The organism is Burkholderia anthina, from assembly GCF_902498995.1.
Classification (GTDB): domain Bacteria; phylum Pseudomonadota; class Gammaproteobacteria; order Burkholderiales; family Burkholderiaceae; genus Burkholderia; species Burkholderia anthina.
Map to the genome: position 1 here is coordinate 72,597 of NZ_CABVLY010000009.1, position 24,477 is coordinate 97,073.

At 67.0% G+C, this 24,477-nt stretch carries 22 protein-coding genes; 16 read left to right on the top strand and 6 right to left on the bottom strand.

All coding sequences use genetic code 11. The annotated features are described in order from the left end of the window. Positions 1-26: 26 nt before the first annotated feature. Positions 27-305, bottom strand: a complete 279-nt coding sequence (locus tag BME24068_RS13870; protein ID WP_174926423.1) for a hypothetical protein — start codon at positions 303-305, stop codon at positions 27-29. Between the two features lie 257 nt (positions 306-562). Here BME24068_RS13870 and ompR point away from each other — a divergent pair, with 257 nt between their 5' ends. The 4 genes from ompR (at position 563) to BME24068_RS13890 (ending at position 4,043) form a co-directional block, all read left to right on the top strand. Beyond that, a complete protein-coding gene (gene ompR, locus BME24068_RS13875; RefSeq protein ID WP_004192636.1) occupies positions 563-1,297 on the top strand; it encodes an osmolarity response regulator transcription factor OmpR in 735 nt (244 codons plus the stop codon). Between the two features lie 40 nt (positions 1,298-1,337). Beyond that, the gene (locus BME24068_RS13880) at positions 1,338-2,699 is read left to right on the top strand and encodes an ATP-binding protein (RefSeq protein WP_096503185.1); all 1,362 of its coding nucleotides are present in this window, start codon (positions 1,338-1,340) and stop codon (positions 2,697-2,699) included. Positions 2,700-2,890: 191 nt separating this feature from the next. Continuing rightward, on the top strand, positions 2,891-3,439 hold the full coding sequence (locus tag BME24068_RS13885) for a peroxiredoxin (protein ID WP_006478563.1): 549 nt from the start codon (positions 2,891-2,893) through the stop codon (positions 3,437-3,439). Positions 3,440-3,515: 76 nt separating this feature from the next. Continuing rightward, on the top strand, positions 3,516-4,043 hold the full coding sequence (locus BME24068_RS13890) for a carboxymuconolactone decarboxylase family protein (protein ID WP_096503187.1): 528 nt from the start codon (positions 3,516-3,518) through the stop codon (positions 4,041-4,043). 134 nt (positions 4,044-4,177) lie between these two features. On the opposite strand, the gene ispF is transcribed toward BME24068_RS13890, so the two are convergent. Continuing rightward, positions 4,178-4,663, bottom strand: coding sequence for a 2-C-methyl-D-erythritol 2,4-cyclodiphosphate synthase (ispF, locus tag BME24068_RS13895; protein ID WP_096503189.1), 486 nt, complete (start codon positions 4,661-4,663; stop codon positions 4,178-4,180). A 28-nt stretch (positions 4,664-4,691) separates the two neighbouring features. Then, positions 4,692-5,402 carry a 2-C-methyl-D-erythritol 4-phosphate cytidylyltransferase gene (ispD, locus tag BME24068_RS13900; RefSeq protein ID WP_096503191.1) on the bottom strand — a complete coding sequence of 237 codons (711 nt, stop codon included), beginning with the start codon at positions 5,400-5,402 and terminating at the stop codon, positions 4,692-4,694. A 108-nt stretch (positions 5,403-5,510) separates the two neighbouring features. Here ispD and mfd point away from each other — a divergent pair, with 108 nt between their 5' ends. The 4 genes from mfd to BME24068_RS13920 all read left to right on the top strand — a co-directional run bounded on the left by mfd (position 5,511) and on the right by BME24068_RS13920 (position 11,986). Then, entirely contained in the window at positions 5,511-8,981 is a 3,471-nt protein-coding gene (mfd, locus tag BME24068_RS13905) for a transcription-repair coupling factor (protein WP_096503193.1), read from the top strand. Positions 8,982-9,076: 95 nt separating this feature from the next. Then, entirely contained in the window at positions 9,077-10,297 is a 1,221-nt protein-coding gene (argE, locus tag BME24068_RS13910) for an acetylornithine deacetylase (RefSeq protein ID WP_096503195.1), read from the top strand. A gap of 59 nt (positions 10,298-10,356) precedes the next feature. Continuing rightward, the gene (locus BME24068_RS13915; RefSeq protein WP_096503197.1) at positions 10,357-11,376 is read left to right on the top strand and encodes a threonine/serine dehydratase family protein; all 1,020 of its coding nucleotides are present in this window, start codon (positions 10,357-10,359) and stop codon (positions 11,374-11,376) included. A gap of 76 nt (positions 11,377-11,452) precedes the next feature. Beyond that, positions 11,453-11,986, top strand: coding sequence for a DUF3574 domain-containing protein (locus tag BME24068_RS13920; RefSeq protein WP_338138545.1), 534 nt, complete (start codon positions 11,453-11,455; stop codon positions 11,984-11,986). Positions 11,987-12,072: 86 nt separating this feature from the next. On the opposite strand, the gene BME24068_RS13925 is transcribed toward BME24068_RS13920, so the two are convergent. Then, positions 12,073-14,592: a penicillin-binding protein 1A gene (locus tag BME24068_RS13925; RefSeq protein WP_174926425.1), complete on the bottom strand. Its 2,520-nt coding sequence runs from the start codon at positions 14,590-14,592 to the stop codon at positions 12,073-12,075. Positions 14,593-15,032: 440 nt separating this feature from the next. On the opposite strand from BME24068_RS13925, the gene BME24068_RS13930 reads away from it, so the two are divergent. From BME24068_RS13930 to BME24068_RS13945, 4 genes are all read left to right on the top strand, one after another. Further along, positions 15,033-15,713 (top strand): PspA/IM30 family protein, encoded by a 681-nt coding sequence (locus BME24068_RS13930; RefSeq protein ID WP_059233905.1) that lies wholly within the window; start codon positions 15,033-15,035, stop codon positions 15,711-15,713. A gap of 79 nt (positions 15,714-15,792) precedes the next feature. Continuing rightward, a complete protein-coding gene (locus BME24068_RS13935; protein ID WP_174926426.1) occupies positions 15,793-16,953 on the top strand; it encodes a tetratricopeptide repeat protein in 1,161 nt (386 codons plus the stop codon). A gap of 235 nt (positions 16,954-17,188) precedes the next feature. Then, a complete protein-coding gene (mscL, locus tag BME24068_RS13940) occupies positions 17,189-17,620 on the top strand; it encodes a large conductance mechanosensitive channel protein MscL (RefSeq protein WP_096503205.1) in 432 nt (143 codons plus the stop codon). 343 nt (positions 17,621-17,963) lie between these two features. Beyond that, positions 17,964-18,410: a hypothetical protein gene (locus BME24068_RS13945; RefSeq protein ID WP_027784713.1), complete on the top strand. Its 447-nt coding sequence runs from the start codon at positions 17,964-17,966 to the stop codon at positions 18,408-18,410. A gap of 66 nt (positions 18,411-18,476) precedes the next feature. On the opposite strand, the gene BME24068_RS13950 is transcribed toward BME24068_RS13945, so the two are convergent. After that, positions 18,477-19,370 (bottom strand): NAD(P)-dependent oxidoreductase, encoded by an 894-nt coding sequence (locus BME24068_RS13950; RefSeq protein WP_096503371.1) that lies wholly within the window; start codon positions 19,368-19,370, stop codon positions 18,477-18,479. Positions 19,371-19,505: 135 nt separating this feature from the next. On the opposite strand from BME24068_RS13950, the gene BME24068_RS13955 reads away from it, so the two are divergent. After that, a complete protein-coding gene (locus BME24068_RS13955) occupies positions 19,506-19,715 on the top strand; it encodes a dodecin (protein WP_096503207.1) in 210 nt (69 codons plus the stop codon). Between the two features lie 221 nt (positions 19,716-19,936). Then, positions 19,937-20,866 (top strand): LysR substrate-binding domain-containing protein, encoded by a 930-nt coding sequence (locus BME24068_RS13960; RefSeq protein WP_006402708.1) that lies wholly within the window; start codon positions 19,937-19,939, stop codon positions 20,864-20,866. Positions 20,867-20,946: 80 nt separating this feature from the next. Here BME24068_RS13960 and BME24068_RS13965 read toward each other — a convergent pair whose 3' ends face one another. Further along, entirely contained in the window at positions 20,947-22,359 is a 1,413-nt protein-coding gene (locus tag BME24068_RS13965; protein WP_096503209.1) for an 8-oxoguanine deaminase, read from the bottom strand. A 510-nt stretch (positions 22,360-22,869) separates the two neighbouring features. On the opposite strand from BME24068_RS13965, the gene uraH reads away from it, so the two are divergent. Together uraH and BME24068_RS13975 are read left to right on the top strand one after the other, a co-directional pair. Then, on the top strand, positions 22,870-23,223 hold the full coding sequence (uraH, locus tag BME24068_RS13970) for a hydroxyisourate hydrolase (protein WP_012364099.1): 354 nt from the start codon (positions 22,870-22,872) through the stop codon (positions 23,221-23,223). A gap of 54 nt (positions 23,224-23,277) precedes the next feature. Continuing rightward, positions 23,278-24,471, top strand: a complete 1,194-nt coding sequence (locus BME24068_RS13975) for a urate hydroxylase PuuD (RefSeq protein WP_096503211.1) — start codon at positions 23,278-23,280, stop codon at positions 24,469-24,471. The last annotated feature ends 6 nt before the right edge of the window (positions 24,472-24,477 follow it).

Here is a 24,477-nt window from a genome sequence, read left to right on the forward strand (position 1 = left end):
TTCGGGCAGCGGGCAAGGCGCGCGGCTCAGCGCTTGTACAGCTCGCGGACGGCGTCTTCGATGTGCTGACGCAGCAGGTGGCGCTCTTCGGGCGTCATGTGCCCGTCGCGGCGGCGCTGTTCGAGATCGGGAGGCACGGCGGAACGAACCGCCGTGTCGGCGGCGCGGTCGGGCTGCGACGCTTTGCCGCGCTGCATCTTGCGCGACCATGCGCCCTGTTCGGGGCGCTGCGCATACGCGAAGTTCGACGCATATGGACCGGCAAGTGCGATCGTCAGCATCAGTGCAATCCGGGCAGATCGCATGACCGTCCTCGCTTCTCTGGTCGATTTGTTCCCTTCGTCACGCGGCAACCGGTTACCTCTGGTACTTGAAAAACCCTGCGGAATTCGGGTGTGCAAAGATGAAAGATGGAGTGCAGGGAGTATCCACCGAATTTCGGCTTCGAGTAAAGGAATCTCGATAGCCTGCCTTTACTCTCTACGACACTACGGGTAAATTTTGTAACTGACTGTAACGCCTGAAAATACGCGACCGTGCGTGATTTCTCATTCGCGATAAGATGCCGCTCATGGAAACGAAAAACCCCTCCAAGATTCTCGTCGTCGACGACGACCCGCGCCTGCGCGATCTGCTGCGCCGCTATCTCGGCGAGCAGGGTTTCAACGTATACGTCGCGGAGAACGCGACCGCGATGAACAAGCTCTGGGTGCGCGAGCGCTTCGACCTGCTCGTGCTCGACCTGATGCTGCCCGGCGAAGACGGCCTGTCGATCTGCCGCCGTCTGCGCGGCAGCAACGACCGCACGCCGATCATCATGCTCACCGCGAAGGGTGAAGACGTCGATCGCATCGTCGGCCTCGAGATGGGCGCCGACGACTACCTGCCCAAGCCGTTCAACCCGCGCGAACTCGTCGCGCGCATTCACGCGGTGCTGCGCCGCCAGGCGCCGGCCGAACTGCCGGGCGCACCGTCCGAAACCACCGAGGTGTTCGAGTTCGGCGAGTTCTCGCTGAATCTCGCGACGCGCACGCTCACGAAATCGGGCCAGGAAATTCCGCTGACGACCGGCGAATTCTCGGTGCTGAAGGTATTCGCGCGTCATCCGCGCCAGCCGCTGTCGCGCGAGAAGCTGATGGAGCTCGCGCGCGGCCGTGAATACGAAGTGTTCGACCGCAGCCTCGACGTGCAGATCTCGCGCCTGCGCAAGCTGATCGAACCGGATCCGGGCAGCCCGCGCTTCATCCAGACCGTCTGGGGCCTCGGCTACGTGTTCATTCCGGACGGCGCCGCCTGATCTTCTTTCTTTCCGGTTTCGCCTGTCCTCGGCCCGTCCCATGCGTATCGACCGGCGCCTCCTGCAGCTCGCGTTCGGCGGGCTGTTCTGGCGCACCTTCCTGCTGATCGCGCTGCTGATCTCGGTCAGTCTCGCCGCGTGGTTCCAGAGCTTTCGCGTGATCGAGCGGGAGCCGCGCGCGCAGCGCGTCGCGCTCCAGCTCGTCGCGATCGTGAAGCTCACGCGCACCGCCCTGCTCTATTCCGATCCCGATTTGCGGCGCGCGCTGCTGCAGGATCTGGAGAGCAACGAGGGCGTGCGCGTTTACCCGCGCGAAAAAACCGACAAGTTCAAGCTGCAGCCCGACGAGTCGCTGAATCGTCTGATCGAACACGACATCCGCAGCCGTCTCGGCGACGACACCGTGATCGCCCAGTCGGTCAACGACATCCCGGGCGTGTGGATCAGCTTCAAGATCGACGACGACGACTACTGGGTCGCGCTCGACCGCGACCAGCTCGACAACGTCACCGGCCTGCAGTGGGCCGGCTGGGGCCTGTTCGCGCTCGCGCTGTCGCTATTCGGCTCCGCGTTCATCACGAGCCTCGTGAACCGGCCGTTCTCGCGGCTCGCGCTCGCCGCGCGCCAGGTCGGTTCGGGCCAGGCGCCCGATCCGCTGCCCGAACGCGGGATGGGCGTCGCGGCCGACACCAATCGCAGCTTCAACCAGATGGTGCGCGACCTCGAACAGCTCGAGGCCGATCGCGCGCTGATGCTCGCGGGCATCTCGCACGACCTGCGCACGCCGCTCGCGCGGCTGCGGCTCGAAACCGAGATGAGCCCGTCCGACCAGGCGACCAAGGACGCGATGGTCGACGACATCGAGCAGATGGACCGCATCATCGCGGCATTCATCGACTACGCACGCCCGACGCAACGCAAGCCGGAGCCGGTCGACCTGTCGTCGATCGTGCAGGAAGTCGCCGCACGCCTGTCGGGCGAGGACGGCGTCGAGATCCACACCCGGCTCGCGCCGACCGCCGTGATCGAAGCCGACGAGACGGACATGCGCCGCGTGATCGGCAACCTCGTCGAGAACGCGCGCAAGTACGGCCAGAGCCGGCAGGACGGCGTGTCGCGCATCACGCTCGAGACGCGCGTGACGCACGCACGCGTCGAGCTGTCGGTGAGCGACGAGGGCCCCGGCATCCCCGAGGACCAGCTGCCGCTCGTGATGCGGCCGTTCTACCGCGTCGACACGGCCCGCACCAAGGCGGACGGCACGGGGCTCGGCATGGCGATCGTGCTGCGCCTCGTCGGCCGCTATCGCGGCGCGCTGCGCCTGCGCAACCGCAGCCCCGAAGCGGGCCTCGAAGTCACCCTCGAATTCCCCGGCGCCGGCAAGGCGCGTGCGACGGCATGACACGTTCGCGCACGGTTCTTGCGCGTCACACTATCGCCGCGGTTGAAAAAAGCTATGAGGATAGTTAGTTAAAATCTATTGAAGCGCTTTGCCAATAGTGTTATAGTTTTCCCCATGTGCTGTCACATCACCGTTGCAGCACCGAGGTAGCTTGACTCAGTCTTCTTCCCAACTCATACAGGAGTATCCGCATGAAAACCGTGGGCGATAAACTCGAAGCATTCACCGTCGTAGCCGCGAAGCCGGGCTTCAACAATCACGAGGAAAACGGCCAGTCGGCGTTCGAGACCGTCACCGAAGCGTCGTTCCCGGGCAAGTGGAAGATCATCTACTTCTATCCGAAGGATTTCACGTTCGTGTGCCCGACGGAAATCGTCGAATTCGCCAAGCTCACGAAGCAGTTCGAAGAGCGCGACGCCGTCCTGCTCGGCGGCAGCTCGGACAACGAATTCGTGAAGCTCGCATGGCGCCGTGAGCACAAGGACCTGGACAAGCTGAACCACTACTCGTTCGGCGACGTCAAGGGCGAGCTGATCGACCAGCTCGGCGTGCGCGACAAGGAAGCCGGCGTTGCGCTGCGCGCGACGTTCATCGTCGACCCGGACAACACGATCCAGCACGTTTCGGTGAACAACCTGAACGTCGGCCGTAGCCCGGAAGAAGTCCTGCGCATTCTGGACGGCCTGCAAACGGACGAACTGTGCCCGTGCAACCGTGCAGTCGGCGGCGCAACGCTGTAAGCGCATCGATGCACGAAGCCCGCGGCGCACGTCCTGCCTGCGGGCTTTTTTAACGGCCAACCCATAGGAGATATCAATGGAATTCATCGACTCGATTAAGGCACGTATCCCCGACTACGCGAAGGACATTCGCCTGAACCTCGACGGCACGATCTCGCGCTCGTCGCTCGAAGGCACCGATGCGGTCGGCGTCGCGCTGGCAGCGGCGGTCGCGGCGAAGAGCACCGTGCTGGTGAAGACGATCCGCGAAGCCGGCGTGCTGTCGCCCGAAGAGACGCATGCCGTGCTGACGGCCGCCGCGCTGATGGGGATGAACAACACCTGGTATCCGTATGTCGAGATGGCCGACGACGCCGACCTGAAGACCCAGCGCGCCGAGCTGCGGATGGGTGCGTATGCGTCGCACGGCGGCGTCGACAAGCGCAGGTTCGAGATGTACGCGCTCGCCGCGTCGATCGTCGGCAAGTGCCACTTCTGCGTGAAGTCGCACTATGCGCTGCTGAAGAACGAGCAAGGGATGACGACGACACAGCTGCGCGACGTCGGCCGCATCGCGTCGGTGATCAACGCCGCCGCGCAGGTGATCGCCGCCGAAGGGGAGTAACCGGCCGCCGCGCGGCGGCATGCCGCGGCCCGTGGGTGCTGCGTCATGCCGCCGCCGTCAAACGAAAATGCCACGCATTCGCGTGGCATTTTTTCATTCCGGCAGCACAACGCGCACGCCGCTTCGCGACGCCGTCAGGCGCCCTGCTTCACCAGCAACGCCGCGGCCTGCGCCTCGATGCCCTCGCCGCGGCCGAGATAGCCGAGCTTCTCGTTGGTCTTCGCCTTCACGTTCACGCGCTCGAGCGGCAACCCGAGATCGGCCGCGATGTTCGCACGCATCCCGTCGATATGCGGCGCGAGCTTCGGCGCCTGCGCGATCACGGTGCTGTCGACGTTCTGGATCGTGAAGCCGGCCGCCTTCACGCGGGCGACGCATTCGCGCAGCAGCACGCGGCTGTCCGCGCCCTTGAACGCCGCATCGGTGTCCGAGAAATGGCGACCGATGTCGCCCAGCGCCGCCGCGCCGAACAGCGCGTCGGTGATCGCGTGCAGCAGCACGTCGGCGTCCGAATGGCCGAGCAGGCCGCGCTCGTACGGAATCGTCACGCCGCCAATGATGAGGGGGCGCCCCGACACGAGCTGGTGCACGTCGTAGCCTTGTCCGATTCTGAAGTCCATGCGTATTCCGGTTGAGATAAGGTGAAAGTCAGGAAGCGTTCGCGGGGCGCGCGAGAATCGCTTCCGCGAGCGCGAAATCTTCCGGGTACGTGACCTTGAAGTTGCGCAGGCTGCCCTGTACGACGCGCGGCGTATGGCCGGCCCATTCGATCGCGCTGGCCTCGTCGGTCAGGTCGTGCCCGTCGCGCTGCGCGCGCAGGATCGCGTCGCGCAGCATGCCGATGCGGAACATCTGCGGCGTCTGCGCCTGCCACAGCGCGTCGCGCGACTCGGTGCGCGCGATCGCGTCGCCGCCGGCCGGCACGCGCTTGAGCGTATCGGCCACCGGCAGCGCGACGATGCCGCCGACCGGGTCGTCCTTCAGCGTCGCGACGAGCGTGCGGATCAGCGCCGGCGTGATGCCCGGGCGCGCGGCGTCGTGCACGAGCACCCAGTCCTGGTCGGTCGCGCCGAATTCGGCCAGCTCGAGCAGCCCGTTCAGCACCGATGCCTGCCGCGAGCCGCCGCCGCAGCGGCGCACCGCGAAGCGCAGGCCCGCGAAGCGGCGCGCGTCGAAGTGCGTGTCGTCGGGCGCGAGGACGACGAGCGTCTGCGCGAATTCGCTGCACGCGTCGAACGCGGCGAGCGTGTAATGCAGCAGCGCGCGGCCGGCCAGCGTGCGATATTGCTTCGGCACGGCCGAACCGGAACGGCTGCCCGTGCCGGCACAGGGAATCAGGGCGAAAAGTCGGGGAGTCACGAAAGAAAAACGCCGGAAAGGTGAAATCGAGAAGCGGATTTTATAATAGGTCTTTCGTCTCGACCGGCGCACCGCGATGCGCCCGTGCCCGCCACCCCTGCCGTCCCTATGCCAGACAACGCTTCCACCCCGTTCGCCTCGCCCGTCGCCCGCGTCAAGCCGGGCCAGCGGTTCGCCTTCGACGGCGCGCACGGCTCCGCCGACGCGCTCGCCATCGCCCGCTATCTCGCCGACAACCGCGACGCGGTCCCGCTCCTTGCGGTGATCTGCGCGAACGCGGTGGACGCGCAGCGGCTGTCGCAGGAACTCCGCTACTTCTCGCCCGATGCGCGCGTACGCCTGCTGCCGGACTGGGAAACGCTGCCGTACGACACCTTCTCGCCGCACCAGGATCTCGTCTCCGAGCGACTGGCGACGCTGCACGACCTCGGCGAGGGGCGCTGCGACATCCTGCTGGTGCCCGCGACCACCGCGCTGTACCGGATGCCGCCCGCGTCGTTCATGGCCGCGTACACGTTCGCGTTCGCGCAGGGCGAGCGGCTCGACGAGGCGAAGCTGAAGGCGCAGCTGACGCTGGCCGGCTACGAGCACGTGAGCCAGGTCGTGCGGCCCGGCGAATACTGCGTGCGCGGCTCGCTGATCGACCTGTACCCGATGGGTTCGCCGCTGCCGTACCGGATCGACCTGTTCGACGACCAGGTCGACTCGATCCGCGCGTTCGATCCCGATACGCAGCGCAGCCTCTATCCGGTGCGCGACGTGCGCCTGCTGCCCGGCCGCGAATTTCCGTTCGACGAAGCTGCCCGCACGGCCTTTCGCAGCCGCTGGCGCGAAACCTTCGAAGGCGACCCGAGCCGCGCGCCGATCTACAAGGACATCGGCAGCGGCGTGCCGTCGGCCGGCATCGAGTATTACCTGCCGCTGTTCTTCGACGAAACGGCCACGCTGTTCCACTACCTGCCGCAGGACGCGCACCTGGTGTTCGCCGGCGATCTCGAAACGTCGATCCGCCGCTTCACCGCCGACACGAAGCAGCGCCACGCCTTCCTGTCGCACGATCGCGAGCGGCCGATCCTCGAACCGCAGCGCCTGTTCCTGTCGGACGAGGATTTCTTCGCGTTCGCGAAGCCGTTCGCGCGCGTCGTGCTGCCCGCGCAGCCGGCCGGCGGCTGGGCGACCGGGCTGCCCGAGCTGACGGTCGATCGCCACGCCGACGATCCGCTCGCCGCGCTGCGCACGTTCGTCGAATCGTCCGGCAAGCGCGTGCTGCTGACCGTCGAATCGGCCGGCCGCCGCGAAACGATCCTGCAACTGCTCGCCGAACATCACCTGCGACCGTCGTCGAACGACGACTTCGCGAGCTGGCTCGCGAGCGACGCGCGCTTCGCGCTCGGCGTCGCGCCGCTCGCGAGCGGCTTCGCGGTGCCGGGCGAAGGCTATGCGCTCGTCACCGAAACCGAGCTGTACGGCGCGCTCGGCCGCCGCGCGGGGCGCCGCCGGCAGGAGCAGGCGAGCAACGTCGACGCGATGGTGCGCGACCTGTCGGAGCTGAAGGTCGGCGACCCGGTGGTCCACGCGCAGCACGGCATCGGCCGCTACATGGGCCTCGTGTCGATGGATCTCGGCGAAGGCGAAACCGAATTCCTGCACCTCGAATACGCGGGCGACAGCAAGCTCTACGTGCCGGTCTCGCAACTGCACGTGATCTCGCGCTACAGCGGCGCCGATCCCGACAGCGCACCGCTGCACGCGCTCGGCTCGGGCCAGTGGGAGCGCGCGAAGCGCAAGGCCGCGCAGCAGATCCGCGACACCGCCGCCGAGCTGCTGAACCTGTACGCGCGCCGCGCGGCCCGCGAAGGCCATGCGTTCGCGCTCGAGCCGCGCGACTACGTGAAGTTCGCGGAAAGCTTCGGCTTCGAGGAAACGCCCGACCAGGCCGCGGCGATCGCGGCCGTGATCGGCGACATGACGAGCGGCAAGCCGATGGACCGCCTCGTGTGCGGCGACGTCGGCTTCGGCAAGACCGAAGTCGCGCTGCGCGCCGCGTTCATCGCGGTGATGGGCGGCAAGCAGGTCGCGCTGCTGTCGCCGACCACGCTGCTCGCGGAGCAACATACGCAAACCTTCGCCGACCGCTTCGCGGACTGGCCGGTGCGTATCGTCGAGCTGTCGCGTTTCAAGACGACCAAGGAAGTGAACGCGGCGATCGCGCAGATCAACGAAGGCAGCGTCGACATCGTGATCGGCACGCACAAGCTGCTGTCGTCGGACGTGCAGTTCAAGCGCCTCGGCCTCGTGATCATCGACGAGGAGCACCGCTTCGGCGTGCGCCAGAAGGAAGCGCTGAAGGCGCTGCGCGCGGAAGTCGACGTGCTGACGCTCACCGCGACGCCGATCCCGCGCACGCTCGGGATGGCGCTCGAGGGGCTGCGCGACTTCTCGGTGATCGCCACCGCGCCGCAGAAGCGGCTCGCGATCAAGACCTTCGTGCGCCGCGAGGAAGAAAGCGTGATCCGCGAGGCGATGCTGCGCGAACTGAAGCGCGGCGGCCAGGTGTACTTCCTGCACAACGAGGTCGAGACGATCGAGAATCGCAAGGCGATGCTCGAGGAACTGGTGCCCGAAGCGCGCATCGCGATCGCGCACGGCCAGATGCACGAGCGCGAACTCGAACGCGTGATGCGCGATTTCGTCGCGCAGCGCGCGAACGTGCTGCTGTGCACGACCATCATCGAGACCGGCATCGACGTGCCGAGCGCGAACACGATCATCATGCACCGCGCGGACAAGTTCGGCCTCGCGCAGCTCCACCAGCTGCGCGGCCGCGTCGGCCGTTCGCACCACCAGGCCTATGCGTATCTGCTGGTCCACGATCCGCAGGCGCTGACCAAGCAGGCGCAGCGCCGGCTCGAGGCGATCCAGCAGATGGAGGAACTCGGTTCGGGCTTCTATCTCGCGATGCACGACCTCGAGATCCGCGGCACCGGCGAGGTGCTCGGCGACAAGCAGTCGGGCGAGATCCACGAGATCGGCTTCCAGCTTTACACCGACATGCTCAACGACGCGGTGAAGGCGCTGAAGAACGGCAAGGAGCCCGACCTCACCGCCCCGCTCGCCGCGACGACGGAAATCAACCTGCATGCGCCCGCGATCCTGCCGGCCGACTACTGCGTGGACGTGCAGGAGCGGCTGTCGCTGTACAAGCGTCTCGCGAACTGCGAGCACGGCGACGCGATCGACGGCATCCAGGAAGAGCTGATCGACCGTTTCGGCAAGCTGCCGCCGCAGGCGCACGCGCTCGTCGAAACGCACCGGTTGCGGCTGGCGGCGAAGCCGCTCGGCATCGTCAAGATCGACGCGAGCGAGATCGCGATCGGGCTGCAGTTCGAACCGAACCCGCCGATCGACCCGATGCGGATCATCGAGATGGTGCAGAAACACCGGCACATCAAGCTCGCGGGCCAGGACAAGCTGCGCATCGAGACGCGCTCGCCCGATCTCGCGATCCGCGTGTCGACGATCAAGGAAACGCTGCGCGCGCTCGCGCCGCGTCCGGGCGCGACCAGCGCGGCGCGCTGACGGCGCGCGGCGATGCTGCACCGCACTGCGCCGGGCGAAGGCGGGCCGGCGCGTTTTTGAGTATGATTTTCCCATTCCTCTGACGGAGTTTTGCCATGTCCACTCTCGACGCGACGGCCCCGCCCGCCGCCGACCAAGGCGACGCTTCGCTCGTCGGCCTGCCCTGGATCAAGCAGTTGGTATCGATGGACACGACGAGCCGCGTGCCGAACCTCGGCCTGATCGAAACGGTGCGCGACGCGCTGGCCGCGAAGGGCATCGTGTCGACGCTCACGCACGATCCGCGCGAAGGCTGGGCGAACCTGTTCGCGACGGTGCCCGCGCACGACGGCTCGACCGACGGCGGCATCGTGCTGTCGGGGCATACCGACGTCGTGCCGGTCGACGGCCAGCAGTGGGACAGCAACCCGTTCGCGCCGGAACTGCGCGACGGCCGCCTGTACGGCCGCGGCACGTGCGACATGAAGGGTTTCATCGGCACGGCGCTCGCGCTGCTGCCCGAGATGCAGGCGACGAAGCTCGCGCAGCCGATTCATTTCGCGCTGTCCTACGACGAGGAAATCGGCTGCGCCGGCGCGCCGCTGCTGATCGCCGATCTCGTCGAGCGCGGCGTGAAGCCGTCCGGCTGCATCGTCGGCGAGCCGACCAGCATGCGCCCGATCATCGCGCACAAGGGCATCAACGCGTACCGCTGCTGCGTGCGCGGCCACGCGGCGCACTCGTCGCTGACGCCGAAGGGGCTGAACGCGATCGAATATGCGGCACGCCTCATCTGCCACATCCGCGACATCGCCGACCGCTTCCGCGCCGAAGGCCCGTTCGACGACCTGTACGACGTCCCGTTCACGACCGCGCAGACGAGCACGATCCAGGGCGGCAACGCGATCAATACGGTGCCAGCCGAATGCCGGTTCGACTTCGAGTTCCGCAACCTGCCGACGCTCGATCCCGAGCAGATCTTCACGCGCATCGAAGCGTATGCGCGGGAAACGCTGCTGCCGCAGATGCAGCGCGAGCATCCGAACGCCGCGATCGAGTTCTCGAAGATCGCCGCGGCGCCGGGGCTCGACGCAACCGAACAGGCCGCGATCACGCAGCTCGTGCGCGCGCTGACGGCCGACCAGGACAAGCGCAAGGTCGCCTACGGCACCGAGGCCGGCCTGTTCGAACGCGCGGGCATTCCGAGCATCGTCTGCGGGCCGGGCAACATCGAACAGGCGCACAAGCCGAACGAGTATGTCGAGCTCGCGCAGCTCGCGGGCTGCGAGCAGTTTCTGCGCAAGTTCATCCGCAGCATGTCGGTCGACGCACACTGACCGCCCGCCCACGCCGGCCTGCGCGAGCGGGCCGGCTCACTCGCGCCACACGCCACGTCATGTCGACTGAACAACAGGGCACAGCCCATACGACGATCGACGGCGAGCCGATTCCGACGCTCGACGAAATCGCCGCGCAGCATTTCGCATTGTCGCCGTGGGTCGCCCGCACGCCCGTGTTCGAGCGCGCCGACCTGCCGTCCCTCGAAGGCACGCACGTCAATTTCAAGTTCGAGCTGCTGCAGGCGAGCGGCAGCTTCAAGGCGCGCGGCGCGTTCACGCATCTGCTCGCACTCGACGAAGCGCGCAAGAACGCCGGCGTCACCTGCGTGTCGGCCGGCAATCATGCGGCCGCCGTCGCGTATGCGGCGATGCGGCTCGGCAGCAGCGCGAAGGTCGTGATGTTTCACACCGCGAGCCCGACGCGCATCGCGCAGTGCAAGCAGTACCGCGCGGAAGTCGTGCTCGCCGGCAGCGCGTCGCAGGCATTCGACCTCGTGCGGCGGATCGAGGCCGAGGAAGGCCGCTTCTTCATCCATCCGTTCAACGGCTATCACACGATTCTCGGCACCGCGACGCTCGGCTACGAATGGGCGACGCAGACGCCCGATCTCGACGCCGTGATCGTGCCGATCGGCGGCGGCGGGCTCGCGGCCGGCATGGCGACCGCGCTGCGGCTCGCGAATCCGCGCGTGCACGTGTACGGCGTCGAACCCGAAGGCGCCGACGCGATGAGCCGCAGCTTCGCGGCCAATCACACGATCAAGATGAGCGCGATGCAGACCATCGCCGATTCGCTGATGGCGCCGCATACCGAGGAATACAGCTACCAGCTGTGCCGACGTCATGTCGACCGCATCGTCACGGTGTCCGACGACGCGCTGCGCGCGGCGATGCTGTTCCTGTTCTCGCACCTGAAGCTGTCGGTCGAACCGGCGTGCGCGGCGGCGCTCGCGGCGCTGCTCGGCCCGCTGCGCGAAACGCTGCAGGGCAAGCGGGTCGGCGTGCTGCTGTCGGGCACCAACACCGACCCCGCCACGCTCGGCATGCATCTCGCGCACGCGAAACTGCAGCGCTGACCTCCCGCGAAGCACTCAGGGTTATCCCCAGTTTATGTTGACAGCCCTGTTGATAACCCGCCGGACAAACACGCAAGTGGTTGAACGCGCAGCGTTTTGCGCGCGCGAAGGGCGCCGGACGCGAAATAGGCAGATTCCGCCACCGAACGCGCGTCCCGCCGCGTGGCGGCAGCGCTCGCGGCAGATCATCGGCGCTGCCGCGATCGCGCTGCTCGCCGGTTGCGCGGCCCCGCCCTCGCCCGTCGCCAACACTGTCGCCCCGCTCGCCTGCACGCAGCCCGACGCGCATCGCATGTTGCAGGCCGACCTGCTGTTCGGGCGCGATATCGCCGGACGCGGCCCCGTCACCGACGAGGAACGCACCGCCTTCCTTGCCGACGTCGTCACGCCACGCTTTCCGGACGGCTTCACGGTCTGGGACACCCGCGGCCAATGGCGCGATCGCGCCACCGGCCGGACCATCCGGGAAACGGGCTTCGTGGTCCGTATCGTCGCCGACGATACGGACGATACGCGCGCGCGGCTCCAGGCGATCCGGCACGCGTACGTCGAGCGCTTCCGGCAGCAGTCGGTCGGCATCACCATCGTGCCGGCCTGCGCATCGTTCTGAGTCGCACTCCACGGCTTTCATTCGACGCCGCATAAAAAAACGGGCGCCCGAAGGCGCCCGTCGCATGCGAAACATCCGAGTACCGCTTACTTGCTCTCGAACATGTCCATGATCTGCTGCTTCTCCTGCGGCGTGACGGGCGGCGGTGCGAGGCCCGCCGCGCCGGCCGAGCCGAGCGCATCGTTCGCGCTGATCGCGTTCGCGGCCGGGTTGATGTCGACGCTCGCGACGAAGCCGTTGCCCGGCGTGCGATCGGCGTAGTACAGCTCGCCGTCGATCGTCGTCAGGCCGTCCGGCATCGGCATCTGCTGCTCGGGCACGCCGTTCAGCGCGGTGCGCATGTAGTTCACCCAGATCGGCAGCGCGAGCTGCGCGCCGAATTCGCGGCTGCCCAGGCTCTTCGGCTGATCGAAGCCCATCCACGCGACCGCGACGAGCGACTGCTGGTAGCCGGCGAACCAGCCGTCCTTCGCATCGTTGGTCGTACCCGTCTTGCCCTGCAGGTCGCCGCGGCCGAGCGCGTTGGTGCCCGCACCGGTGCCGGCCGTCGCGACCGTGTGCAGCAGGCTGTTCATCACGTACGCGTTGCGGCCTTCGATCGTGCGCGGCGCCGTGCCGCCCGCGACCACCGGCTGCGACTTCTGCAGCGGCTGGCCGCGCGCGTCGTCGACTTCGGCGATCAGGTACGGATCGACCTTGTAGCCGCCGTTCGCGAATACCGCGTAACCGGTCGCGAGCTGCAGCGGCGTCACGAGACCCGCGCCGAGCGCCATCGGCAGGTAAGGCGGCGTCTTCGCCGGATCGAAGCCGAAGCGCTGCGTGACGTACTGCTGCGCATACTGCGTGCCGATCGATGCGAGGATCCGGATCGACACGAGGTTCTTCGAGCGCTGCAGGCCGGTGCGCATCGTCATCGGGCCGTCCGGCTGGTCGTCGTCCTTCGGCTCCCACGCGGTGCCGCCCGGCACGCTCGGCGGGAAGTACAGCGGCGCATCGTTGATGATCGTCGCCGGCCCGAGCCCCTTGTCGAGCGAGGCCGAATAGATGAACGGCTTGAACGACGAACCCGGCTGGCGCCACGCCTGCGTCACGTGGTTGAACTTGCTCTTGTTGAAGTCGAAGCCGCCGACGAGCGAGCGGATCGCACCGTCCTGCGGCGCGATCGCGACGAGCGCGCCCTCGACCTGCGGCAACTGCACGACCTGCCAGCCCGTCTTGCCGTCCTTCATCACGCGCACGATCGAGCCCGGCTTGATCCGCAGCGTCGCGTTCGCACGCGGGCTCAGCGCAGCCGACACGAAGCGCAGCCCGGCCGCGCCGATCGTCGTCGTCGTGCCGCCGACGAACTGCACGTCGACCGCGTTCGGCGATGCCGTCAGCACGACGGCCGACTGCAGGTCGCCGTTGTCCGGGTGATCGGCGAGCGCGTCGTCGATCGCCTCGTCGCGGTCGTCGCCGGCCGCCGGCAGGTTGATCGAGCCTTCCGGCCCGCGATAGCCGTGGCGGCGCTCGTAGTCGAGAATGCCGCGACGCACGGCCTGGTACGCCGCTTCCTGGTCGGCCGAGTTGATCGTCGTCGTGACGGTCAGCCCGCGCGTATAGGTTTCGTCCTTGTACTGCTGGTACATCATCTGCCGCACCATCTCGGCGACGTACTCGCCGTGCACCGCGTACTGGTTGCCCGGCGTGCGCACGTGGATCTCTTCCTTCACCGCCTCGTCATATTGCGGCTGCGTGATGTAGCCGATCTCGAGCATGCGCTTCAGGATGTATTCCTGGCGCACCTTCGCGCGTTTCGGATTGACGACCGGGTTATACGCGGACGGCGCCTTCGGCAGCCCCGCGAGCATCGCCGCTTCCGCGAGCGTGATGTCCTTCAGGTCCTTGCCGAAATACACGCGCGCGGCGGCCGCGAAACCGTACGAGCGCTGCCCCAGATAAATCTGGTTCATGTACAGCTCGAGGATCTGGTCCTTCGTCAGCGCCTTCTCGATCTTGTACGCGAGCAGCATCTCGTAGATCTTGCGCGTGTAGGTCTTTTCGCTCGACAGGAAGAAGTTGCGCGCGACCTGCATCGTGATCGTGCTCGCGCCCTGGCGCGCGCCGCCGTGCAGCAGGTCGGCCACGCCCGCGCGCAGGATGCCGACGAAGTCGACGCCGCCGTGTTCGTAGAAGCGGTAGTCCTCGATCGCGAGCACCGCCTTCTTCATCACGTCGGGAATGTCCTGGAAGCGCACGAGGCTGCGGCGCTCTTCGCCGAATTCGCCGATCAGCACGTGGTCGGCCGTAAACACCCGCAGCGGCACCTTCGGCTGGTAGTTGGTCAGCGCATCGAGCGACGGCAGCTGCGGCGCCATCACGACGAGCGCGTAGCCGACGATCAGCGCGCCGACGACGGCGAGCGTCGCGAACAGGCCGACGAACCACAAAGCGACGCGCGAGCCGAACGAGCGGCGGCCACTGCCCCCGCCTCCGCTGCGCGGCGTGCGACGGTCGTTGTCGCCGTTGTCGTCATCGGGGTAATAGGCTCCCGAAGGCGAACGGCGCAACGTGTAGTGGGGTTCTTTCCGGTCGGAAGAAGAAGACGGTCGTTTGATGATTGGCATGTCGGAATGGCGGGCGTACATGGCGCCCTCGGATGCATGCGGAAATGCAAGCGGATGAATCAGAGTGGGTGCATCGCGGCAACTGTCACGTCGACAGACCCCGCCGCGCGGCGATCCGTTCCCGCGACGTGACAGCGCATTTTAATGAAATCGACCGATCGGCTTCGCGATTTTTTGTAAAAATTCCCGCACGATCGTGAATTGCGGAACGTATTGGCGGCATCCTCGACCTATCATGGACACGCACCCCATGCGTGCCGGCGGCCTTCCTTTCAAATGCGAAAGGTCGGAACGACGCGCACGCACGCTGCTTGAACTTCGGCGCTTAAGCCGTATTTAAGGGGCCGGCGGTGTAATATCCGCCGGCTCTGGCGGACCGCAACCGGTCCGCGGCGAGCACTGCCGCGCTGACGCGGCGTTTTTCAACCACGGAGGATTTCATGTCGCTTTTCGACTCTGTTTCGCGCACGATCAAAGGCCTGCTGAACGATGCGGCCGACTCGGTACAGGATCCGTCGCGCGACGCACGGCAGATCGTGCGGGAGCTCGACGACAGCATCGGCCGTGCCGAGAATTCGCTGATCGAAATCGAAGCACAGGTCGCGACCCAGCGCAGCAAGCGCGATGCGGCCGACGACAAGGTAAAGAAGTACGAAGACGGCGCGAAGCGCGCACTGCAGTCCGGCGACGAAGCGCTCGCACGCGAGGCGCTCGCCGCGCAGTCGAATGCGGAAGCCGAACGCGATGCGCTCGCGGCCGAGCTGACCACGCTCGAACCGTCGGTCGACAAGCTGAAGGGGCAGATCGCCGACATGCGTCAGCGCCGCAACGATCTGAACGCACGCTCGAACATCCTGCAGGCCAAACAGGAAATCGCACAGGCGAAGGACGTCGCGGCCAGCGCGCTGGGCGGCATCGGCGGCAAGAACCTGTCCGAAGACTTCCAGAAGCTGGAAGACAAGGTCGCGCTGCAGAACGCGCGCTCGGACGCCCGCCTGAATTCGGCCGACACGTCGAGCGGCAAGGCGCTCGACGACAAGCTCGCCGCGCTAAACAAGGGCCCGTCGGTCGAGGATCGCCTCGCCGCGCTGAAGAAGCAGCTCGACACGCCCGCGCAGTAACGGCAACCGCGCCGCGGCCCGACCGGGTTCGCGGCGCGCACCGATCGTCAGGAGACGGGCGCGCGCGCCCGGTTCGACCATGAAGAAATCTCTCGCCGCACTCGGCTTTTCGCTGATGTTGCTGTCGTCCGCCGCATTTGCGGTACCGTCGCTGCAGCAAGTCGAGCAGTCGATCGCACAGCGTGACTGGCAGAACGCCGACACGCAGCTCTCGCAAGTCATCGACGCCCATCCGAACAACGCGCATGCGCGCTACCTGTACGCGCAGGTGCTGGACCGCGAAGGCCGCGCGTCCGACGCACTGACGCAGCTGCAGCGCGCGAAATCGCTCGATCCGCAATTGCGTTTCACCGACGCGTCGCACTTCGCCCAAACGGAATCGCGCATCCGCGCGGACGCCGCGCGCACGAGCGGCAACGCGCCGTCGGCCACCCAGTCCGGCTCGCTGCAATCGTCGCTCGCGCCGGCCGCGCCGGTCGCCAAACACGGCCCGTCGACCGGCATGTGGATCGGCCTCGCGCTGCTCATCGCGATCGTCGCGCTCGTGCTGCGCTGGACGCTGCGCCGCGCGCGCTCGGCCGACGACAGTCGCGCGGACGACGAACGCCGCTCGCAACTGAAGCGCGCCACCGACGTGCTCAACGACATCCGCCCGCTCAAGCTCGATGCGCGGCTGTCGACCGCGGCCGGCGCCGCCGCGCTCACGGGCGAGCTCGAAGGCATCGAGACCGATGCGCGCGGGCTCGTCGAAGCGCTGGCGAACGGCAAGAATCCGGTGCCGCCGTATCGCATCGACGAACTCGAACAGCGTCACGCGAGCGTGAAGGCGCGCGTCGAAGGACGCCCCGACCCGAGCGCGCAGCCCGCGCAGCAGAACGGCAACGGCTCGGTGTACGCGCAGGAAGCCGATCGCGTCACCGGCATGCAAGGCCAGCCGTATCAGCAGCAACCGTACCCGCCGCAACAGCAGCCGACCGTCGTGGTTCAGCAAGGCGGCGGCTTCGGCGGCGGCATGGGCGGGCTGCTGACCGGCGTGCTGCTCGGCGAAGCGATGTCGGGCGGCCGCGAGCGCGTGGTCGAGCGCGACGTGATCGTCGACGACCCGCGCCGGCGGCAGGACAACGGCCAGGGCTTCGACCTCGGCCGCGGCGACGACGCCAGTTGGAGCGACGGCAACGGCGGCGGCGGCGGTGTCGATGTCGGCAGCAACGACGACGGCTGGACCGACGACAACAGTTGAGCATCACGAACGCGGGCGTCGACGCATGGCGCGACGCCCGCGGCCTACACCGCGCTTCCTTTCATTTTCACTCGCGCCGGCCCGCCGAATTTGTCAATCATTTCAAGATGGGCTACCGGCAATGGGGTACGTTCGTTATCATGCGACCATCGGCGTGCCCCCGATCCCATCCGACGTTTCGCAGCCCTGCGCGTCGCGGCACGCCTCCCCTCGCCCAACCAGGAGAAAGCCGCTTATGAGCATAATCAAGGAATTCAAGGAGTTTGCCGTCAAGGGCAATGTGATGGATCTCGCCGTCGGCGTGATCATCGGCGGCGCATTCTCGAAGATCGTCGACTCGGTCGTGAAAGACCTCATCATGCCGGTCATCGGCGTGCTGACCGGCGGCCTGGATTTCTCGAACAAGTTCGTTCTGCTCGGCACCATTCCCCCGACGTTCAAGGGCAACCCCGATTCGTTCAAGGACCTGCAGGCCGCGGGCGTCGCCGCGTTCGGCTACGGCTCGTTCATCACGGTGGCGATCAACTTCATCATTCTCGCGTTCATCATTTTCCTGATGGTGAAATTCATCAACAAGCTGCGCAAGCCGGAAGAAGCCGCGCCGGCCGCGACGCCGGAAGACACCGTGCTGCTGCGCGAAATCCGCGATTCGCTCAAGCAACGCTGAGCACCGCGCCACGCCGCATCCGCCAGGCCCGCCACGTGCGGGCCTTTTTCATGGACGCGTGCCGCGCATCGCCGCGCGCGGCTTATCCCACTTTTTTGTGACGCGCGAATGCACGCGCGGGAAAAGCAGGTCTATGATGGAGACTAAACGACAGTACGGGCGCCAAGACGCTGGCTGTGTCGATCATCGTGGCAAGCGGGTCGACGGGAGACATTGATCGTCGTACCGCACACGAGTGCAGCATTTTCGTGTGCTATAAAGGATCGACATGCGGCGTACATAGCCGGGAGTGGGTCGCATGAAAGTGCCGCATTTCTTGCAATTGTTTTTGAGGCGAGTGTTTATGTCCTTCCCGAAAAAACGTCGACGCGCGCAGCAGGATGGCCAGGAGTCGTTCCTCGCGGTATTGCGCCACTCCAAGCCGTTCGCACAGCTCGACACCAAGATTGCCCGCGCCCGTGCGCAGGACGAGCCCGTCCTCTACGCGCACGTGCTGCCCGGACTCGACGTGCTCCTGTGCAGCGTGCGCGGCGCACAGCCGCCCTATCCGGCCATCGCCGAACTGCGCAAGCGTTGCATCGAATCGATCGCCAACGCGCTCGAGCAGCCGCTCGACGGCCTCGAGAACGGCGGGTACTGGTACGAGGCGAACGGCTTCGGCTTCCTGGTCTTCGCGAGCCGCGCCCGCGCGCGCATCCTGCCCGAATTTGGTGCAGGCACGAAGGCGAGCCTGCGCGGCGGGCTCGGACGCCAGAACGCCGGCGACACGACACCGCGCTCCCTCGGCTGAACCGACACCGATACGATGGGCCGCCCGCGAGCGGCCCATCGGTCATTCAGGCTTCCCGCTTCGTCGTCACTGCGCTGCCGCGCGAGCGTGGCCGGGCCGCACGATGTCGATGAATGCGGCGAAATCGGCACCCGCCAGCCCTTGCGCGGCGCCCAGCCGCAGCACCTGCTGCACCGTGGCCGACACCGGCATCACCGCACCCGTTTCGCGCGCCGCGTCGGCGATCGCGTCGACATCCTTCTGGAACGTGGCGAGCGCGCCGATCGGCGGATGGCCGCCCGACGTCATGCGCGGCACGAACGTCTGCAGCAGCACCGAATCCGCCCATCCGCCGGCCAGCGCTTCGGCCAGCCGCGCGGCGTCGATCCCGCTCGCCTGTGCGAGGCCGACGGCCTCGGCAATCGCCGTCACCGTCGCGGTGACGATCGCCTGGTTGCACAGCTTCGCGGTCTGGCCCGCCCCCGCTTCGCCCATGTGCGTGATGCGTGACGCATAGGTGTCGATCAGCGGCCTGACCGCGTCGAGGTCGGCCGCACCGCCGCCGGCCATCACCGCGAGCGTGCCGGCCTGCGCGCCGGGCACGCCGCCCGACACCGGCGCATCGATCCAGCCCGCGCCGAGCGCGGCTGCGCGCGCCGCATAGTCGCGCGTCGCGGCGGGCGGAATGCTCGAATGATCGACGATGCGCCGCACGCGGCGCCCGGCCGCGTCGCCGGCGAAGAGCCCGTTCTCGCCGAACGCGACGTCGCCGACCGCACGCGCGTCGAGCACGCATACGAAGACGGTTTCGACGCGCCCGGCCAGTTCGCGCGGCGTGTCGACCACCTGCGCGCCATCCCGCGCGAGCGCCTCGGCCTTTTCACGCGTGCGGTTCCATACGCTGACCCGGTGGCCCGCCGCCAGCAAATGCCGAATCATCGGCGCGCCCATCAATCCCGGTCCGCAAAATCCGACTTCCACGATGTTCCTCGTCTCCAATTGGGGTTGCACTTGCCGCCCATCATACCTATCACTCAAGAAGCCGGACACGCGCGGCGCTGCTTCGGGCCCGCGGCTTGCGCCGGCCGCACATACCGACACCCCAGGGAGCGCATCATGAGCGACCACGTCTACAAGTTGATCGAACTGACCGGCTCGTCGAAGCAATCGTGCGACGACGCCATCCGCAACGCGATTTCGAAAGCCGGCAAGACGCTGCACAACCTGCACTGGTTCGAGGTGACCGAAACGCGCGGCCACATCGAAGGCGACCAGGTCATCCACTGGCAGGTCACGCTGAAAGTCGGCATGCGCATCGACGACTGACGCGCACCGCACCGCACGCGGCGCCATGATCGCCGGATGCGTGCAATGCGCATCCGCGCGGTGCCCGCCCACCTGCGTTTCGCCCCGTTCCGGCCCCTCGTCGAGGCCCGACCGGCGGGGGTCTGCGGGTATCCATCCCTTGACGCTGGCTCCGGTTCATATTAAAAACGATATACCCCACCTGCCCCTCGATCAGCCCGGACATATAAAACGGAGATACCATGAGTCAGCAACGCGAGGCGATCGACACGTACCTCTTGCGCGTCTTGCACACCTTGTTGATGGAGCGCAGTGTCACGCGCGCGGCCGTCAAACTGAACCAGTCGCAACCGGCGATCAGCGCCGCGCTGCGGCGCCTGCGCGACATCACCGGCGACCCGCTGCTCGTGCGCGGCAAGTCCGGCATGGTTCCGACCGAATACGGGCTGCGCCTGCTCGAGCCGGTACAGAACGCGCTGCGCGAAATCGAGCGGATCAAGTTCCAGCAGCACAATTTCGACCCGGCCACGTCGATCCGCTGCTACCGGATCGGCTGCCCCGACTACCTGAACGTGCTGTTCGTGCCGACCGTCGTCGAACGCTTCCGCCAGGCGGCGCCGAATGCGACGCTCGAATTCCATTCGCTCGGCCCCGCCTTCGACTACGAGCTCGCGCTGGAAGACGGCAAGCTCGACATCGTCGTCGGCAACTGGCCCGAGCCGCCGGAGCAGCTGCACCTGTCGAACCTGTTCGTCGATGAAATCGTCTGTCTGATGAGCAACACGCACCCGTTCGCGAAGCGCGGCGGGCTGACGCTCGACCAGTACCTGAACGCGCCGCACCTCGCGCCGACGCCGTACTCGGTCGGCCAGCGCGGCGCGATCGACGTGCATCTCGCGCGCGAACGGCTCAAGCGTCACGTGGTCGTCACGCTGCCGTACTTCAACCTCGCGCCGTACGTGCTCGTGAAGTCGGACCTGATCTTCACGACGACGCGCCTGTTCGCCGATCACTACGCGAAGTTCCTGCCGCTGTCGGTCGTGCCGGCGCCGCTCGACTTCCCGCCGATGCAGTACTACCAGCTGTGGCACGAACGCTGCCACTACTCCGACGAAGTGCGCTGGCTGCGCGGCCTCGTCGCCGAAGCCACCCGCACGCTGATCGAGCCGTAATCACGCACGACGCGCGCCGGCCACGCCGTTACGGCGTGGCGCGGCATCGCGTGACGCGGCGCGACCTCCGCCCCGGCGCGTCAGCGCGACGCTTCCACGAGCGCGTGCGCAAGCGCGTTATGGCGCTCGATGACGGGCGGCAGATCGAGCGTCGCGAGCCGCCCTTCCCGCACCACCACCTTCCCGTTCACCACCGTGTACGCCGTCTGCGACGGCGCGCAGAACACGAGCGCCGCCACCGGATCGTGCAGCGCGCCCGCGAACAACGGCTGACGCAGGTCGAACGCGGCGAAGTCGGCAGCCATGCCGGGCTTCAGCGCGCCGATGTCGTCGCGGTTCAGCACCTTCGCGCCGCCGAGCGTCGCGATCTCGAGCGCCTCGCGCGCGGTCATCGCATCGGGCCCGAAGCCGACCCGTTGCAGCAACAGCGCCTGGCGCACTTCCGCGACCATCTGCGCGCCGTCGTTCGACGCGGAGCCGTCGACGCCGAGACCGACCGGCACGCCTGCCAGACGCATCTTCTTCACCGGCGCGATGCCGGACGCAAGCCGCATGTTCGAGCACGGGCAGTGCGCGACGCCGGTGCCGGTGCGCGCGAACAGGCCGATGCCCGCATCGTCGAGCTGCACGCAGTGCGCGTGCCACACGTCATGACCGACCCAGCCGAGGTCTTCCGCGTATTCGGCCGGCGTCATCCCGAATTTCTCGCGGCTGTACGCGATGTCGTTCACGTTCTCCGCCAGGTGCGTGTGCAACGACACGCCGTATTCGCGCGCGAGCACGGCGGCGTCGCGCATCAGCTCGCGGCTCACCGAGAAGGGCGAGCACGGCGCGACGACCACGCGCAGCATCGCGTAACGGCCTTCGTCGTGATAGGTCTCGATCAGGCGCTGCGCGTCGCGCAGGATGTCGGGTTCACGCTCGACGACCGAATCGGGCGGCAGGCCGCCGTCGCGCTGGCCGACGCTCATCGCGCCGCGGCTTGCGTGAAAGCGCATGCCGATCCGCTGCGCGGCGCCGATGCTGTCGTCGAGCCGGCTGCCGTTCGGATAGATGTACAGATGATCGCTCGACGTCGTGCAGCCCGACTGCAGCAGTTCGGCCATCGCGGTGAGCGTCGACACCTCGATCATTTCGGGCGTCAGGTGCGCCCAGATCCGGTACAGATTCGTGAGCCAGCCGAACAGCTCGGCGTTCTGCGCGGCCGGCACCGCGCGCGTGAGGCTCTGGTACATGTGATGGTGGGTGTTCACGAGCCCCGGGATCACGAGGTGGCCGCGCAGGTCGAGCACCTCGTCGGCGGTGTCGGGCAGCTCGGCGCTCGGGCCGACCGCGACGATCCGGTTGTCTTCGATGTAGAGCCCCGCATCGCGCAGTTCGCGACGCGTGTCGTCCATGGTCACGAGCACGTCGGCGTGCCTGACCAGCAGGGTTTTCGGGCGGGATGAGGATGGGTGCGGCGCGCGTGCGCCGGCGTGCTGCTCGAGGTTCATGCGTTCTCCGCGTCGTTCTGCCCCCGGGAGCCGCTCCCGGAGACCATCACAAAGCCGTTCGAACGCTGATTCGCGGCACGCCCCGGTGCCTGCGTCCGTTCGAACGCGCTGGCCCGGTTACCCGGCGTGCTCGCCGTCTTCGGGGTACGCACCGGACACTGCCCGACGCGCACGGCGGCAGGATCGCCCAAGCGCGCGCCGCGCACAATGCGCGATCCGCAATACCGCGCTTCACGGTTTCGATATGGTACGCCGCGCGACGGGCCGCCGGCCGCGCGAAGCACGGGTCGCCAGCCGCTTCCGGCACGCCGTCGACAGCGGTTCATGCGCGGCGCATTATCTTTGATATCGCGCCCGTATTTACGCGGGGAACCTTTTTACAATGCCTGCACGGCGCTCGCTTCAATTTCGCCGACGGGTATGTAGCCACGTGACGTGGAGCCTCGATCCGCCGCACAGTCATGGATCGAGTCGCCGCCGAACCTCGCATTCACACAAGGACAATTGCGAATGGGAAAGCTCACTACCCACGTACTCGATACGGCGCACGGTCGTCCCGGCGCCGCCATCAAGGTGGACCTCTACGCGCTGGACGGCGAATCGCGCCGCGCGATCAAGACCGTGCTGACCAATAGCGACGGCCGCTGCGACGCCCCCCTGCTCGAAGGCGCGGCACTCGCCGCCGGCGAATACGAACTCGTATTCCACGCCGGCGACTACTTCGCGTCGCTCGGCGTGAAGGTTCCCGAACCGCGTTTCGTCGATCGCGTCGTGCTGCGCTTCGGCATCGCCGACACCGCATCGCACTACCACGTGCCGCTGCTCGTGTCGCCGTGGTCGTACAGCACCTATCGCGGCAGCTGACATACGCATCGGCTGCCCGCATCAAAGACAACGATCTGAGTCTGGAGGAGTTTCATGGAAGGCTTCATCACCGACTGGCTGAACCTCGCGCTGCGATGGCTGCACGTCATCGTCGCCATTGCGTGGATCGGCGAGTCCTTCTATTTCGTCGCGCTCGACAACAGCCTGAAACCGCCGACCGACCCGAACCAGCGCAAGCGCGGTGTGTTCGGCGAACTGTGGCACGTCCACGGCGGCGGTTTCTACAACATGCAGAAGTACACGGTCGCCCCGCCGGAAATGCCGGATGACCTGCACTGGTCGAAGTGGCCGTCGTACACGACCTGGCTGTCGGGGTTCTCGCTGTTCTTCGTGCTGTACCTGCTCGCGCCGAACACCTACCTGATCGACAAGAGCGTGCTCGACATGGGCCCGGTGGTCGCCGTCGCATCCGCGCTCGGCTTCCTCGCGGCCGGCTGGATCGTCTACGACTCGCTGTGCCGCATCCTCGGCACCAACGATCGCGTGCTCGGTATCTGCGTCGGCATCTACGTCGTCGTCGCCGCATACCTCGCCTGCCACATCTTCTCGGGCCGTGCGGCGTACCTGATCGTCGGTGCGATGCTCGCGACGATCATGTCGGCGAACGTGTTCTTCGTGATCATCCCCGGCCAGCGCAAGATGGTCGACAAGATGCTCAAGGGCGAAGAGCCGAACCCGATCTACGGCAAGCGCGGCAAGCAACGCTCGGTGCACAACACGTATTTCACGCTGCCCGTCGTGTTCGCGATGCTGTCGAACCACTATGCGATGACCTACACGAACAAGCTCAACTGGGTCGTGCTCGTGATGATCATGCTGGCCGGCGCGCTGATCCGTCAGTTCTTCGTGATGCGTCACCGCGGCAAGCAGCTGTGGTACCTGCCGATCGGCGGCGTCGCCCTGCTGTCCGGCGCACTGGTATGGACGATGCCGAAGCCGGTCGCACCGGAAGCGCAAGCCGCCAACGCGCCGAAGGTCGTGATCGCCGACATCATGCCGGTCCTGCAGCAGCGCTGCGTCGAGTGCCACTCGGCCAAGCCGACGCTGATGGGCAGCGCGCCTGCCGGCGTGATGTTCGATACGCCGGACGAAGTGTCGAAGAACGCGCAGCGCATCTATGAACAGGCCGTGCGCCTGAAGGCGATGCCGATCGGCAACGTCACGCACATGACCGACGACGAGCGCGTGAAGCTCGCCGCCTGGTTCGAGGGTGGCGCGAACAAGTAAGCCACC